The following is a 13,517-nucleotide window of genomic DNA, read 5'->3' on the forward strand; positions in this document are numbered from 1 at the left end:
GTTTTTCATAAATATATAGTAGAACAAATACAAATTGAATTAATTAAATATTTTATGGGAGATGAATATTATGACTGGAGATAATTTTAATGTTAATTTAAGCTTAAGTGAAGTAGCTGAATTATTAGATAAAGGAATAGTAAATGAAAGTATTACAGGTGAAAGGATAGATTATCATGCTGTAAATATTGATGATATTCATGCTATGATTGTAATAGTCTATGAAAAACATTTCTATAGAGCAGGAAACAGGCTTACATTAACAGTATGCATAAATAATGTTCATGATGTTACACATGTTCACTGCATAGGTGCTGGTGGTGGTGAAGGACTATTTAGATTTGACTGGGGAGCAAGTGATAAATTTACTAATTCTCCAAGAGAAATATTAAAAAATTATATAATATAAACAGTAATTGGGAGGTGTATTTGTGTCTAATTACTATGAACAAAGTTTAAATTCTACAAAATTGTTTAAGGTTTATGATACAAAATATCCAAGAATTAAGCGTTATTTAGGTGAAGAAATCAAATTTGTGGGTGAAAATTTACAGGGTAATGAGAAGGTGTTGGAGGTTGGAACAGGCTATGGCCGTATAATTAAGGAACTGGAGCCTTTTGCATCAAAGCTTGTAGGTATCGATATTTCAAAGGAATCTGTAGAACTTGGTAGGAATTATATAAAAGAAAGCCCTAAATGCAGTATTGAAGTTATGGATGCCCACAACCTTAAATTTGGTGAAGAATTTGATGTGGTATTATGTTTACAAAATGGTTTATCAGCTATGAAAGGATATCCTATGGATTTAATTAGACAATGTATGAAAGTGCTTGTTCCTGGAGGAAAGGCTTATTTTAGCACATACAGCCCTAAATTTTGGAATCATCGTATAGCCTGGTTCTATGAACAGGCGAAGAAGGAGCTGCTTGGAGAAATTGATTTGGAAAAAACTCATGATGGTATAATTGTGTGTAAGGATGGATTTGTTGCTAATACATTTTCTGAAGATGAACTTAAAAAGTTTGGTGAGGAATTCGGTAGTGATTATAGCATTGAAGAAGTAGATGAGTCGAGTCTATTTCTTATTATTAAAAAGTCCATAGGTTAAAGAACCTATAGTGAAAATTGAAATTATAGATAATAAACAACTAATAAAAATGAAACCCTCCATAATACATTTCTGTGTTATGAAGGGTTATTTTATCTACTTTCCCTCTACAAACCATTTGTAATTTGATTCGTAAAATACGTACTTTTCACGGCCTTGAATTTTGCAAGTGTATCTAATTCCGGCTCCTCCAGCTTTTAAGCTAGTGGCTGGTCTGGTGTCTATTATTTTGTCTACTTCATAGTGGCGGCCATCTTCCCAGATTATTTCTCTGGGTTTTAATACACCTTCCTTTGTAAACTCTGCTAAAACATCCACATAAATCTTTGACATAATTACCTCCTAAAAATAACCATGAGGATGTACTGTATGATCCTCACAAGGATTAATTCTTGATAAATTTCTATCTGTATACATAATAGCTCTTTGAATACTCTTATATCCAAAACGTCTTCTAATTTGGTCTAAAGCCTCATCTATTTTTTCCAGTTTAAGTCTTTTTTCATTGTCCATAAATAAATCTGTCTGTACTGGCATTGTATCAATTACAAGGTCAGCACCTCTTACGCCAATACTTCTTACAGGATTTTTAAAGCTATAATTTTCTTTAAATAGCTTAAAGGCTGCCTGGGCAACTTCCTTGGTTATATTGGTAGGAGTTAAAAGCTTTCGTTGTCTTGAAAAACTGCAAAGCTTGGTATCTCTAACTGATATTTCAACTACGGTACATTTAAATCCATTTTCTCTAAGTCGTTTTGTCACACTTTCAGCTAAAACTATTATAATAAGCCATACATCTTCATCACAAACTAAATCCCTAGGCGTAGTAGTACTATTACCTATAGACTTTATGGGAGCACTATAATTTTCAACTAGTACTTCTGAAGTGTCATAACCATTGGCGAAAGAATGTAGAATAAGTCCCATTTTCCCTAGATGCCTTTTAAGAAAATCAGGATGGGTTTTGGCTATATCTCCAATAGTATTTATATTTATGCTTTTAAGTTTTGCATTGGTGCTTCTACCAACATATAAAAGATCTGAAGCTGGTAAAGACCAAGCTATGTTCTTATAATTTTCCTTTGAAATTACAGTTATAGCATCAGGCTTTTTATAATCGGAGCCAAGCTTTGCAAATATCTTATTCCATGAAACTCCTATACTAACTGTAATACCTAATTCTTCCTTCATTCTATTGCTAATTTGCTTTGCTATTTCAAAGCCATTGCCAAAAAGCCCACAGCTCCCTGTTACATCTAGCCAGCTTTCGTCTATTCCAAAAGCCTGCTGCATATCTGTGTACTGCCCATATATTTCATGGGCCATTCTAGAAAATCTTAGATAAAGATCCATCCTTGGTGGCAAAAATATAATTCCAGGACATAGCTGTTTTGCCTGCCACAAAGGCATTCCTGTTTTCACTCCAAATTTTTTAGCTATTTCATCCTTAGCAAGGACAATTCCATGACGAGCTTCAGGGTCTCCACCAACTGCCACTGGTTTTCCTTTTAGCTCGGGATGATGCAAAAGTTCAATACTTGCATAGCAAGAATTAATATCTGAATGTAAAATTACTCGTTCCAAATAAAACCATCTCCATATATGATATATTATTATTATATATATCATTATATGATAAGTAAATAGTTTTATGTATCATATAATGATATTTTTCTATTGTAATTATCATTCCACTAATATACAATTAACATAAGGAGGTGTCTACTGTGAAAAAGACCCTAGGAGAAAAAATAACAGCTGCAAGGGAAGCTATAGGTTTATCCCAATATGAAGTAGCTGAGTTTATAAAAAACAAAGGTATAGATGTGACCAATCAAAAGGTTAGTAAGTGGGAAACTAATTATACTACTCCCAATGCTTATCAGTTTTTGGCTCTTTGTGAAGCACTAAAGGTTAGTGATGTGCTAGGAACCTTTGGGGATTGCAGTGTAGACTCACCTTTGTCTAATCTAAATCAAGAGGGTAAAAATAAGGTAGAAGAATACATAACTCTCCTTATTGCCAGCGGTATGTATAGTAATGAGGTTAAAGAAGAAAAAGTAATATATATGAGGAAGCTTCCTCTTTATGATTTACCGGTATCTGCAGGAACTGGTAAATATCTAGATGACAACTCCTGTGAAATCATTGAAGTAGGTAGTGATGTTCCTATGGAAGCAGACTTTGGAGTTAGAATCTCAGGAGATAGTATGGAGCCTCGTTTTGTAGATGGCCAAATAGTTTGGATTCATAAACAGGACATTTTGGAGGATGGAGAGATTGGAGTATTTGCCTTTGAAAATAACTCCTACTGTAAAAAGATTTCTATTTGTAGAGATGGAATTAAGCTTATTTCCCTTAATGAAAAATATGCGCCTATAAGTGTTCCAAGAGGTGTAGAGTTTCATTGCTTTGGGAAGGTTGTAGAGTAATAAATTTTTTATAGGTACTCAAATCAATTAAGGGAATTCTTTTTAAGAGTTCACTTAAAAAATGTAAGTAGGAAACTATTTAACTATAGAAATATATAACTATTAAAATAGTTGTTGTGGTCATGCGGGTTTTAGGGATTTTCCAATTTTGAAGTTAGGATTAAGTATGTAAAAATATGAAAAATAAATAGCAATAGAATTATACTAAACTTTAATATTTATTTTGTAAATGTTTGAGAAGAATGAGTTTGAAAAAAATATAAGTTACGCATCATGCCTATTTTTTAGTGATTTTCTTTGTTGCTTTCCATTGCAACCATCTGGTATCTAAAACAGTTGCCTTATCTCTTGTCATTATTTCATTGCATGGAAATTTATAGCAGGTTCCACAAAATTCTATTTTATGTATATCCACACAATCAAAAGTATAGCAATCTCCTTTTTTATGTGCTGTACGGCAACCAGTACAATCTCCTTGAATATAATCTGGACAACTACCACAATAAAAGCCACATTTCCCTATCAGACTCATAACCTGTTTATTATCCATCGAAACTTATCCCCCTGTATGTTTTATACACAATAGTATTTAACTATAATCTAATAAATTATAGACTATTTACATACAAATTATAGCATTAATTATAAAAAATTAATATAATTTCATAATTACGCTGATTTTTTATGTAGCCATAGGTTAAATAAGGAAAAATTTATTTAATATGATATGAATTACTGAGGTAGTTAATAGATGTGGTATAATATGGGAATGAGGCGATGTTGTTTATAGCGGGGATTAATAATGAAAAATATATATTATAATTAACAACAGTATTATAAAGTATCACAACAGTAATATATTGTGAGAATGAAAGGATGTGTATATTTGTGAATTTGGAAACGGCATTGATATATGGATTGATTTGTTTTCTGGACTTGGCAACCTAAGTTCATTGTATTACCTGGTAGTGAGGGAAATAAAGCATAAAACAATTATAAATTTCATTTTATCAACTTTTTGTTGAAAATCATAATTTATAAAGAATTTTTATATAGGAGGGTTTTTATGATAGATAATAAGTCGTGTCCCATTTGTGGAAGTAGTGAGATTGGGCAAGGAAAACAAACAGCACAAGGTAAAATGATGCCAGTAGATAACGTTTTGTCTTTAGGTTCAGTAGTTATAGCGGATATTTGCACAAATTGTGGTCATATTTTATCAATGAAAGTAGTAAATCCAGAAAAATTTAAGTAACACAAAATTCTTTTATTGAGCATTATAGGTGGACAATCCACCAATATTCTCATAGCATGTATATTCTATCACTGTAATTTTCAACAGAGCCTATTAAAAAATAAGTGCAAATGTTAAACATCATAATTTGATGCTTAACACTTACACTTTCATAGTACCAAACACAGCCAAATATGAAAAGCAGCATAATTTTAGGATTTGGTTGCTTGCTTGTTTTAGTTATAGTTTAAACTAATAATTTAGATTTTCAAAAGGATTATATTAGAGATTCAAATACAGTGGAGGGGAGAGTATATGATTTGTGTAAATATAAATTTACCTTCTACCAGTGAAGAAATCGTTATAGGTTGATGCGATTTTTTCCCAGGTTATTCTATCCACAACTCCAGTTCTCCTTAGGTCAAATACCTTTTGAAGACTCTTAACATTCCTTTCTGTCGCTAAGTCAAATATGTTGTCTACAGGTAGAATTCTTATGTTATATCCGTTTTTAGCTAAAACGTTTATATACTCTTTAAGAACAGCAACATACCCATTGTTATCTCCAAGTTTTAGTTCAAATGGGAATGGGAAAAGAATATCTGAGGTATTTATATCCCGACCAGAGTCTAATGCCAAATATACAAATACAATATTTCTCCAAGTATTAATATCCACATCACCATCTTGAACTAATCCAAAGGTTCTTTGAAATTTTAGTACAGCATTTTGTGTTCTTCCATCAAAATCTCTATCAACATTAACTTCTGGTATCTCTTTATATAATGTAGATATCTTTCTAAGCATTGTTTTAAGTCTTCTTACATCTTTATTGCTAAAATTTTTCCTTAAAACATACCCTGGATATCTAGTTAAATCTTCCACTGAATAAAGTTCTTCTAAATCTACATAGGCACAGTATATAGTATTCCAAAGTCTTCTATCAACTAATTTTAAAGTAGGCAAATTAAATGCCTTTTGAAATTCCATTAAGGTTTCCAGAGTTTTATAATCAAAAATACCAGTTATAGCATTTTTCTTAAACCCATAAGCCTCTGCTAGGGTGCTTAAATATACTTGTAGCTCCCTTACTTTTCCTCCCTTAGAACCATATTTTAATCCTCCTAATGGATAATCTCCATCAAAACTTGCATCTAACTCTTCAATAATCATATTTTCTTCTGCTTCTTGATCTAATTCAGCCAATCTTTTTACAGCAGTATAAATTGCCGATAATTTATACCAGGTTGCTCTTCCCACTATTCCATCTTGAACTAAATTAAATATTCTTTGAAATACTTTAACGGAGGCTTCAGTGTTAGATCCAAAGATTCCATCTACAGGAATTAACTTAGGAATAGCAGGATAATTTTGTGATATTCTATTTAACTGTTGTTGTATTATAGTTACATTGGAGTTTCTATCGTTTCTCCTTATTGCTGATCCAGGATATGACTCAACTAACCCAGCAATTATTGGAGTTCTTTTTAGTATTTTATCATTACCATAATAATACTGTAATATTTCAAAAGCATTTCTACCACCATTTGCTAAGTCTACAGTTCCCCACTGAGATAACCCATTACATTTAGCTGTTGTACCATTGCAGTATTGTGTAAAATATGGTGCATTACTATTAACTATAGAAAAATATTCATTAAAAATAGAATCTACAATTTCACTTACATTCTCAAATACATTTCCTCCATATACAAAATATTGATCATAGGCTGTAGAATTTGTTATTTGAAATGAATAACCTCTACTTACATACCATTCTGTATAAACTCTGTTAAGGGCAAAGGTTATTTGGGCATAAATGTTGGCTCTTAGGGATTCTTCAGGCCATGTTGGGTAAACCTCATGGGAAGCAACATTTTTAATATAATCTACAAACCTGACAGTGACATTTTGCGCCCATGTACTAGGAGCTCCAAGGTGTACTGTAATATATTCTGGTATATATACTTCTCTTAATACAAAAGGTTGAGATAACACTCCAGTTTTCTGATCTCTTTGAACATCCAATAATAATTGATGAGGAGGTATAACAATCCTATTTTCCGTTGTGTTGTAAAATGCAGCTGCATCAATTTTAACTATCTCAGTTAATGATACATTTTGAATAGAAGTAGTTTCATCAAAAATACTAACACCTTCTATTAGTACATTATTATATCCTTCTGCGGTTACTAACACATCATATCTAGCATAAGGAATATATGTTTTATTCATTGGTTCTAATGACAAATTTTTATCGGGAGCATCTAACTCAATAATCTCACTTCTGCCACTTTCATCTACACCGCTGTCTGTCTCAAAAATAACCTCTTTTGTTTTTTGATCTCTAATTTTTATCCTTGCACTTGTGATAGGTAAGGCTTCTTGTTCCTTTGAAAGTTGAACTATTATATATCCTTTTCCCATTTTACACCACTAAATATTGATCTAATATATTATATTGATGTAGTTTTGTTTTGATACTGGCACATTATGTTATAAAAATAATTGTATTAAAGTCAGCGGATAAAAGCTTTGAAAGTACATTGAAGTTTTCGTTGTATGAAGCATTATGCAGATATATATTTGAGCCCTTTGCTGCAAAGTATACTGCAGCTCCATTCTATAAATAAAAAACATAAAAAACCACAACCAATTAGTCGTGGTTTTCAACAACTTTTACGTAAATATTTATATCTAGTAAAGTCTGGTTGTAGAAAGGGAGTTAAGCTTATCTAGTGGGAAGTAATAATCCATGTATTGCCTCAATACAAGGCCAGTTGCTGTGCTGCCAGGTATTACCTCCTGGCAAAGCACTTCTGAGCGTATTAAGCTTTCTGGCTCATTTATTCCAAATAGTAACCGCATGGATGTAGAACTGCTGAATCTGGGATTTATTTCGAAAATTACTGGCATGCAATCTTTAAGGCGCAATTGAATATTTATAGCCCCATAGGCTCCCAGTGTACTTGCAACCATGGCACAATAATCTGCAATGTGGTGATAATCATCAGAAACTGCAGCAATAGAAACTCCTTCCAGCAAATACCGCCTTAAAGCGATTTTGGAAATGACCTTTCCCTTTTGGTTTATGCAAATCCCTACGGTAAACTCTTGCTCCTCATCTGTAAGGTATTCCTGTATAATTAGGCTTTTCTTACCTTTTATATTTTCAAGCAGCTGTTGCTTATCATTAACTAGAACAACACCTACTGAGCCACGTCCAAAACGCGGCTTGACTATCAATGGAAACCCAGTACTTTCAATAAATGAGGAGAGCATACCAGCATCTTCAGGATATCTGATACTTGCAGGAATTTGAAAACCAGAGCGTGATAAATGGCACATGGTCAGCCACTTATCGGTGCAAAGCTCTATCACTGCAGGAGAATTTACAAACACCTTTGCTCCTGTAGATCTTTCAAGGGATTCTCTATTTCTTGAATAAAAGGGAAGCTCTGCTGTAGAGCCGATAAATATCCCTTTAATCTGATGATTTATACAAAGATTTTTAATAAATATATAATAGCTTTCTTCATCTGATACCTGTGGAGCGATAAAGCTTTTGTGGGCAAAAAATAAACCTAGGGAATATGGGTTAGAGTCAATTGCTATTGTTTCAACAGGAAGCACCGATTCTTTCAGTGACCTGATAATACCCAGGCCGTATACGGAACCTGCACCTGTAACCAACACACTGAGAGTACCATTGATTTCATTCATATTTTTGCAAACTGCTGACAATGTAATCAACCTCCTGTTCTGTTAATTCTGGGTGAACAGGTATTGAAACTACCATTATACCAACCATAGGTTTAGCTAAAGCCATCATCATTACACTCCTCATAAATTTTTTTACATAGCTCTAGATTTAACCGGTGACCAGATCTGAAGCCTATTACATGTCCCAGTACCTTTTTCCCAAGCAAGCCAAGGTCTCCGAGAAGGTCAAGCACTTTATGCCGGGCAGGTTCATTGGGCCATTTCCACGACCTGTACTCAGTACCGGATTTCACTACCAATACATTTGAGCTGACTTTCCCAGTTAGGTTTACAACATCTTCAATCTCTGACTCAATTATATAAGAACGGGCATCTGCCAGCTCTTTAGCAAAGGTTTCAGGAGTTATGTCCATTTCAGCTACTTGAGATAATTGGGGCAGATTGGGATAGTCAACCATATAGGTTAGTTTAAATCCATCGTAGGGAAGAGCTATTAGGAACTTTTCATATTCCATATCCTCTAAGCTTTCACGTTTATATACAATAATGGGCTTAAGTATTTTTATCATTTCCTTCTTGGCATTTTGTTCCACTATCCCAGCTCCTGTGAGGGCTCTCTTGAACTCTTTACTGCTGTAATCTTCTGTTACGGGCAGGCTAGCCTGTTCCAGTTCAATAAATACGTTGTCCACACCTAATCCTGATAAGGCTGCCAAGGCATGCTCCGTGTGTTCGATGCGAACATCTCCATCAACAAGAGAAGTCCATCTGTATTCAACCTTTGCTTTTTCAAATGAGCATTTTACTTTAGGGCAGCCTGGCAGGTCATTACGGATAAATATTATACCAGTACTGGTTGGGGCTGGATAAAAGGTTACCTTTGCATCAGTTTCGCCAGCAATGCTAGTACCCATTAAAGAGACCTTTTGTTTAATAGTTATCTGATTATCCATTTCAATTTCAATTCCTTTCAACTAAACTGCAGAAATCAAGAATTTGTCTGGCGCGTTCCTTATAACTATGTTTTAAATAAACCAATCGCTGACCATTGCGCGCTATTTCTTGCCGTGCTGTGGTATTTTTAAGAAAATAATTTACCAGGTCAACTGTATCTTCTGGGGAAGAGGCACATGACAGGTGAACATTATTTATAAATAGCTTGGTGACAGATTGTGTTGGTACCGTAAGCAAAAAACCGCCCGAACCTAGTACTTCAAAAGTCCGAGATGTTAACATGTCATGGTCATTTTGCAAACCTAATATAATTCTAGCTGAATTATATACTTTATTTGTTTCCTCATAAGGCAGTTCACCTTTAAGCATATGGGGTGGGATCTTAAAACCCATTAACTCCTCATTAAAACGGTCCCATCGCTTACCCCAAATAGCAATGTTATATCCTCTTTCCACCAAAGGCTTAAGTAATATCTGAACGCTATCCTTCCGATATGACTTCCACTCTCGTCCGCCATTTCCAATTAAAGCCACATCATAATCGTATTTACTGCTTGGAGGTTCATTCTTATTGAATTCCGGATTGCAGCCAAAATCCAGATGCCCGGCGGGAAGCCCAAGCTCCCTGTATTTATTTACACTACCAGGATGTATGGTCATAATTGCATTAGGTTTATAGGTTTCAATACACCTGAAGGAACACTTTTCGGTCCATCTTGGATCTTCAGTTGCCCAATAGACATGTTTCACCTTATATTTAGAAGCTCTTTTCGTAAGCTCGTCTATATGCTCACGGCTATACCTGCGGTAAGCCCATCCCGTTGTTATCATAATATCAGGCCTAAAGTTGTCCACTGCGTCTATTATAGAACTTCTACTTAAATCCCTCAGGACAAAAACAGGGCAGTTAAGTTCCCTAAAACCCTGGGGAAGCCCAAGAGTATATTTAGAGCTATGTGCAAAAAACAGTATTCTTTTCATGCTTACACCTCTTTCAACAAAAGCTTGCGTGCGCCAGTTGCACCACAATTAAATAACATATCAACTATAGACAAATTAGGTATAAAATTGCCCCAAAGCTGTGGATATGCTATAGGCTCATAATCCAAATATTCCAATTTAATACCTTGTTTTTCAAAAATCTCTGGTTGATTATATGCCTTTCCTCCAATACCAGACAGGTAACTATCAGCAGAAAAGTGGCGGCAGATTGCAGCTATCAGTTCATTTTTTCGAAGCTCAGAAAATTGAGGTAAATCTGATAAAAACACAAGCTTTGTTTTAAGTCCCAGCAGGTCATATACCAGCTTGATGAAAGCTATGTTGGTATCTATAAGATATCCGGTATCTTGCAATACCTGCTCCATCATGGGGAAAACTTCTTTGAAATGAGGTGCTTTTGCGTAGTTTACTTTGAGTGCCATAAGATGATGCTTTTTCCAACCTGGTATAACAGTAACTTCATTAAAACGCTGCAAGCCCATGCCTTTGCGTTTCACCGGCACAGTTAGTAGCTGAGCCCCTTGGGAGGTTTTGATAAGATTCCTATTATCCAATGAACTGCCTGTTTGAAACTGAGCAGTATCTAAAATAAAAAAAATATCACACTGTGCCATCTTAACAAAATATCCCGGCCAGGGAATATAATTCGGTTGATGACCTGCTAATTTCATTACACCACTCCTTTAAATTATTTGTTATTGTTTACTTCATACAAATAGCATTCCCGCAATACCCCATGCCCTCCATAGCCTTCTTTGAAACGGAACAGCCCTGTATTGACTCTACTTCCTTTTAACTCAGTGGAAATACCCCAATCTAAATATGAAAAGCTGTTTTTTAGCCCCCATTCCATCATATGACCAAAAATAAGGTTTAGGGGCCTCTTATGCTGGAAACCATCGTGGTGGGCAATATAAAAGCAGTTTATAACCCTGTCATTCAGTAAAAGTGCCAAAACACCCGCTACAGGAGTTACTCCTTCATATGCTGCAAAGAGTTTTATCCTGTCTGGATAAAGGGTTTTTAGATGTTTGATTTCATCTAATGTATGTGCAGGCTTTGCATTATGATTATGTTTTAGCTTATTTTCCAGAATAGGCCAAAAATCATTTATATCGGCATCCTCCACCACTGATAACCCACTTTTCAATGCCTTCTGGTAGTTTCGAAAAGCTGTGTCACTCATTACCTGCTTTACAAAAGATTCCTCACCTTTTTTTAGCTCAAGCACTGTGGCCAGCTCTGTATACTCAATTCTAAAACCAGAAAACCTTAAAGCAAAGTCAAGTTGGTCCGAAAGCTCCTTATGGTAAACCTTCGGAACAGGTTTTAGCCGTATATAGTCAAAACCAGCCATGGCACAATATTTAATAAGGACACTTACTAACTCCAAGCATTTTTTAGTACTTAGACTGGACTTTATTATCAGCCCTCCATGGGAAGCGCCGGGGTGAGAAATTAGTATGCGTTTATCCTCTTGTTGTACTACGGCAGCAGGAAGAACAGCAATGATTCTCTTATCCTCCATAAATATCAGGGAATGATCTGAAAACCTGTCTGAAGGATGATAACCAAGGAATTTTCTCTCCTGCATAAAAGTGCCGTTAACTGAGGAACTCACAAATCCCTCCCATTGATTCTCAAGTTCTTTTGAATAGTTCTTTACAAACAATATAATTTCACCACACTTTCCTGATTATAATGCTTACCATTTCCATCAAAAGATGTTAATTTTCTCTCCGCCTTTTGCGAGAGATTCTGAAATGCAATCAGTTATTTTTGCCACAAATTCTATATTTTCTCTGCCGCTAATAGGTTCCTTGTGTTCTCTAATGCATTCCATAAAATGAAGACACTCCTGTGTCAGAGGCTCCGAATTGTCTTCCGCTGCCACCAAATACTCCTGTTCTCCGTTATGGAAGATTTGGATTTTTCTATCGGCAGTCTGTGCATCGTCAAATACCAATTTTGTTTTCGATGCAACCAGTGTCATTTTCCTGGTTTTTGACCTATGAATGAAGCTGGCAAATATAGAAGCTATTTTACCATTAGGGAAACCCATCAGTATATTGATAACATTGTTATAAGGACTTTGAATATATCTTTCACCATGGGCAATTACCCAGATAGGGTCCATCCCTATGAGGTGGCGGGAAAGATAAATATCATGAACTGCCAGATCATGAAGAACATCTACTTTGGGAGCCTGAGAGGTTGAACTGGTTCTGGACATGTTGAAGTAACATAGATCATCAAAAATATCTTTTTCTTCCAGAAGCTTCTTTATCTTTTTCACAGCAGGATGGTAAATCAATGTATGGCCAGCCATCAATACGGTGTTTTGAGCAGCAGCCAATTCAATTAGATCATCACTGTCTTTCCTGTTAGTTGTCACGGGCTTTTCTACGAGAACAGCTTTGCCTTTGCTTATTGCTTCCTTCGCCAGCATGTAATGACTTTCAGGTGTTGTGGCTATAATAACTCCTTGTACCTCAATGTCATTCAATATATCTGCTTTATTTTCAGTGAACCTGGTCTGAGGGTAAACAGCAGCTGCCTGATTCAGCTTTTCATAGTCTAGGTCACAGGCCCACTTTAAATTACAGCCCTCTATTTCATTTACAGTTTTCAGATAATTTTTTCCCCATTTTCCACAGCCTATTAAAGCAAGCTTCATCATTGCATTTACCTCTCAATTACATACTATATGCCGAAGCATCATAAATTAGTATATTCATCACTCATAGAAAATGTTACTTACATTGAGGATCCTCATCTGGTAAAGCGAAAAAAATAAAAGGGGCTAGTAAATATAAAAAGAGGCTCTTGAGAGCCTCTTTTTATATTATTACATCTATGCAATGTTACTGGTTCTTATTGATATAAACTTTAAGTGCACGAATAGCCCAATATGATACAGAAATAATTGAGATAGCAACGCCTATTATAAGTATTGGTACTAAATATAATGTAATAGCACCAAAAGCCTCCATACCCCACATAATAACTTCCCCTCCTTATTTAATTAGTGTATAATATATATAACACCACTTTACAAGTAAT

General features: G+C 34.9%; 17 protein-coding genes. 5 read left to right on the top strand and 12 right to left on the bottom strand.

The window, feature by feature from the left end; genetic code table 11:
• Nucleotides 1-70 precede the first annotated feature (70 nt).
• Nucleotides 71-409, top strand: coding sequence for a DUF6054 family protein (locus tag B3J31_RS07100; protein ID WP_035135426.1), 339 nt, complete (start codon nucleotides 71-73; stop codon nucleotides 407-409).
• Between the two features lie 22 nt (nucleotides 410-431).
• Nucleotides 432-1,109 (top strand): class I SAM-dependent methyltransferase, encoded by a 678-nt coding sequence (locus B3J31_RS07105; protein ID WP_346873827.1) that lies wholly within the window; start codon nucleotides 432-434, stop codon nucleotides 1,107-1,109.
• Between the two features lie 96 nt (nucleotides 1,110-1,205).
• Here B3J31_RS07105 and B3J31_RS07110 read toward each other — a convergent pair whose 3' ends face one another.
• Together B3J31_RS07110 and B3J31_RS07115 are read right to left on the bottom strand one after the other, a co-directional pair.
• Nucleotides 1,206-1,442: a hypothetical protein gene (locus B3J31_RS07110; RefSeq protein ID WP_346866858.1), complete on the bottom strand. Its 237-nt coding sequence runs from the start codon at nucleotides 1,440-1,442 to the stop codon at nucleotides 1,206-1,208.
• 9 nt (nucleotides 1,443-1,451) lie between these two features.
• Entirely contained in the window at nucleotides 1,452-2,738 is a 1,287-nt protein-coding gene (locus B3J31_RS07115; RefSeq protein ID WP_346873828.1) for a DNA polymerase thumb domain-containing protein, read from the bottom strand.
• 98 nt (nucleotides 2,739-2,836) lie between these two features.
• Between B3J31_RS07115 and B3J31_RS07120 the strand changes: the two genes are divergently transcribed.
• Nucleotides 2,837-3,541, top strand: a complete 705-nt coding sequence (locus B3J31_RS07120) for an XRE family transcriptional regulator (RefSeq protein ID WP_346866856.1) — start codon at nucleotides 2,837-2,839, stop codon at nucleotides 3,539-3,541.
• A 277-nt stretch (nucleotides 3,542-3,818) separates the two neighbouring features.
• On the opposite strand, the gene B3J31_RS07125 is transcribed toward B3J31_RS07120, so the two are convergent.
• A complete protein-coding gene (locus B3J31_RS07125; protein WP_150843709.1) occupies nucleotides 3,819-4,091 on the bottom strand; it encodes a DUF3795 domain-containing protein in 273 nt (90 codons plus the stop codon).
• Between the two features lie 516 nt (nucleotides 4,092-4,607).
• On the opposite strand from B3J31_RS07125, the gene B3J31_RS07130 reads away from it, so the two are divergent.
• Nucleotides 4,608-4,796, top strand: a complete 189-nt coding sequence (locus B3J31_RS07130; RefSeq protein WP_150843710.1) for a transcription initiation factor TFIIIB — start codon at nucleotides 4,608-4,610, stop codon at nucleotides 4,794-4,796.
• A gap of 315 nt (nucleotides 4,797-5,111) precedes the next feature.
• Here B3J31_RS07130 and B3J31_RS07135 read toward each other — a convergent pair whose 3' ends face one another.
• Nucleotides 5,112-7,202, bottom strand: coding sequence for a peptidoglycan-binding protein (locus B3J31_RS07135; RefSeq protein ID WP_346873829.1), 2,091 nt, complete (start codon nucleotides 7,200-7,202; stop codon nucleotides 5,112-5,114).
• Nucleotides 7,203-7,252: 50 nt separating this feature from the next.
• Between B3J31_RS07135 and B3J31_RS07140 the strand changes: the two genes are divergently transcribed.
• Nucleotides 7,253-7,408, top strand: coding sequence for a hypothetical protein (locus B3J31_RS07140; protein WP_346873830.1), 156 nt, complete (start codon nucleotides 7,253-7,255; stop codon nucleotides 7,406-7,408).
• A 64-nt stretch (nucleotides 7,409-7,472) separates the two neighbouring features.
• On the opposite strand, the gene B3J31_RS07145 is transcribed toward B3J31_RS07140, so the two are convergent.
• The 8 genes from B3J31_RS07145 to B3J31_RS07180 form a co-directional block, all read right to left on the bottom strand.
• The gene (locus B3J31_RS07145; RefSeq protein ID WP_346873831.1) at nucleotides 7,473-8,519 is read right to left on the bottom strand and encodes an ATP-grasp domain-containing protein; all 1,047 of its coding nucleotides are present in this window, start codon (nucleotides 8,517-8,519) and stop codon (nucleotides 7,473-7,475) included.
• A complete protein-coding gene (locus B3J31_RS07150) occupies nucleotides 8,491-8,622 on the bottom strand; it encodes a hypothetical protein (RefSeq protein ID WP_346873834.1) in 132 nt (43 codons plus the stop codon). The genes B3J31_RS07145 and B3J31_RS07150 overlap by 29 nt, the downstream gene beginning before the upstream one ends.
• Complete coding sequence (locus B3J31_RS07155) at nucleotides 8,591-9,472, bottom strand: UDP-3-O-acyl-N-acetylglucosamine deacetylase (RefSeq protein ID WP_346873832.1); 882 nt, start codon at nucleotides 9,470-9,472, stop codon at nucleotides 8,591-8,593. The genes B3J31_RS07150 and B3J31_RS07155 overlap by 32 nt, the downstream gene beginning before the upstream one ends.
• Nucleotides 9,459-10,433, bottom strand: a complete 975-nt coding sequence (locus B3J31_RS07160) for a CgeB family protein (protein WP_346873833.1) — start codon at nucleotides 10,431-10,433, stop codon at nucleotides 9,459-9,461. Before B3J31_RS07160 ends, B3J31_RS07155 begins: the two co-directional genes overlap by 14 nt.
• 2 nt (nucleotides 10,434-10,435) lie before the next feature.
• Nucleotides 10,436-11,125 (bottom strand): WbqC family protein, encoded by a 690-nt coding sequence (locus B3J31_RS07165; RefSeq protein WP_346866849.1) that lies wholly within the window; start codon nucleotides 11,123-11,125, stop codon nucleotides 10,436-10,438.
• 17 nt (nucleotides 11,126-11,142) lie between these two features.
• On the bottom strand, nucleotides 11,143-12,126 hold the full coding sequence (locus B3J31_RS07170; RefSeq protein WP_346866848.1) for a GNAT family N-acetyltransferase: 984 nt from the start codon (nucleotides 12,124-12,126) through the stop codon (nucleotides 11,143-11,145).
• Nucleotides 12,127-12,171: 45 nt separating this feature from the next.
• Nucleotides 12,172-13,134 carry a Gfo/Idh/MocA family oxidoreductase gene (locus B3J31_RS07175; protein ID WP_346866847.1) on the bottom strand — a complete coding sequence of 321 codons (963 nt, stop codon included), beginning with the start codon at nucleotides 13,132-13,134 and terminating at the stop codon, nucleotides 12,172-12,174.
• Between the two features lie 184 nt (nucleotides 13,135-13,318).
• Nucleotides 13,319-13,456, bottom strand: coding sequence for a hypothetical protein (locus B3J31_RS07180; protein ID WP_167402977.1), 138 nt, complete (start codon nucleotides 13,454-13,456; stop codon nucleotides 13,319-13,321).
• Between the last annotated feature and the right edge of the window lie 61 nt (nucleotides 13,457-13,517).

The organism is Clostridium sp. UBA5988 (assembly GCF_002435615.1).
Classification (GTDB): domain Bacteria; phylum Bacillota; class Clostridia; order Clostridiales; family Clostridiaceae; genus Clostridium_J; species Clostridium_J sulfidigenes.

What these genes read in the sequence shown, in the direction of transcription:
- B3J31_RS07100 (WP_035135426.1), top strand. Translation starts at nt 71, where the DNA reads ATGACTGGAGATAATTTTAATGTTAATTTAAGCTTAAGTGAAGTAGCT.
- B3J31_RS07110 (WP_346866858.1), bottom strand. Translation starts at nt 1,442, where the DNA reads ATGTCAAAGATTTATGTGGATGTTTTAGCAGAGTTTACAAAGGAAGGT.
- B3J31_RS07115 (WP_346873828.1), bottom strand. Translation starts at nt 2,738, where the DNA reads ATGATATATATAATAATAATATATCATATATGGAGATGGTTTTATTTG.
- B3J31_RS07125 (WP_150843709.1), bottom strand. Translation starts at nt 4,091, where the DNA reads ATGGATAATAAACAGGTTATGAGTCTGATAGGGAAATGTGGCTTTTAT.
- B3J31_RS07130 (WP_150843710.1), top strand. Translation starts at nt 4,608, where the DNA reads ATGATAGATAATAAGTCGTGTCCCATTTGTGGAAGTAGTGAGATTGGG.
- B3J31_RS07135 (WP_346873829.1), bottom strand. Translation starts at nt 7,202, where the DNA reads ATGGGAAAAGGATATATAATAGTTCAACTTTCAAAGGAACAAGAAGCC.
- B3J31_RS07150 (WP_346873834.1), bottom strand. Translation starts at nt 8,622, where the DNA reads ATGAGGAGTGTAATGATGATGGCTTTAGCTAAACCTATGGTTGGTATA.
- B3J31_RS07160 (WP_346873833.1), bottom strand. Translation starts at nt 10,433, where the DNA reads ATGAAAAGAATACTGTTTTTTGCACATAGCTCTAAATATACTCTTGGG.
- B3J31_RS07165 (WP_346866849.1), bottom strand. Translation starts at nt 11,125, where the DNA reads ATGAAATTAGCAGGTCATCAACCGAATTATATTCCCTGGCCGGGATAT.
- B3J31_RS07175 (WP_346866847.1), bottom strand. Translation starts at nt 13,134, where the DNA reads ATGATGAAGCTTGCTTTAATAGGCTGTGGAAAATGGGGAAAAAATTAT.
- B3J31_RS07180 (WP_167402977.1), bottom strand. Translation starts at nt 13,456, where the DNA reads ATGTGGGGTATGGAGGCTTTTGGTGCTATTACATTATATTTAGTACCA.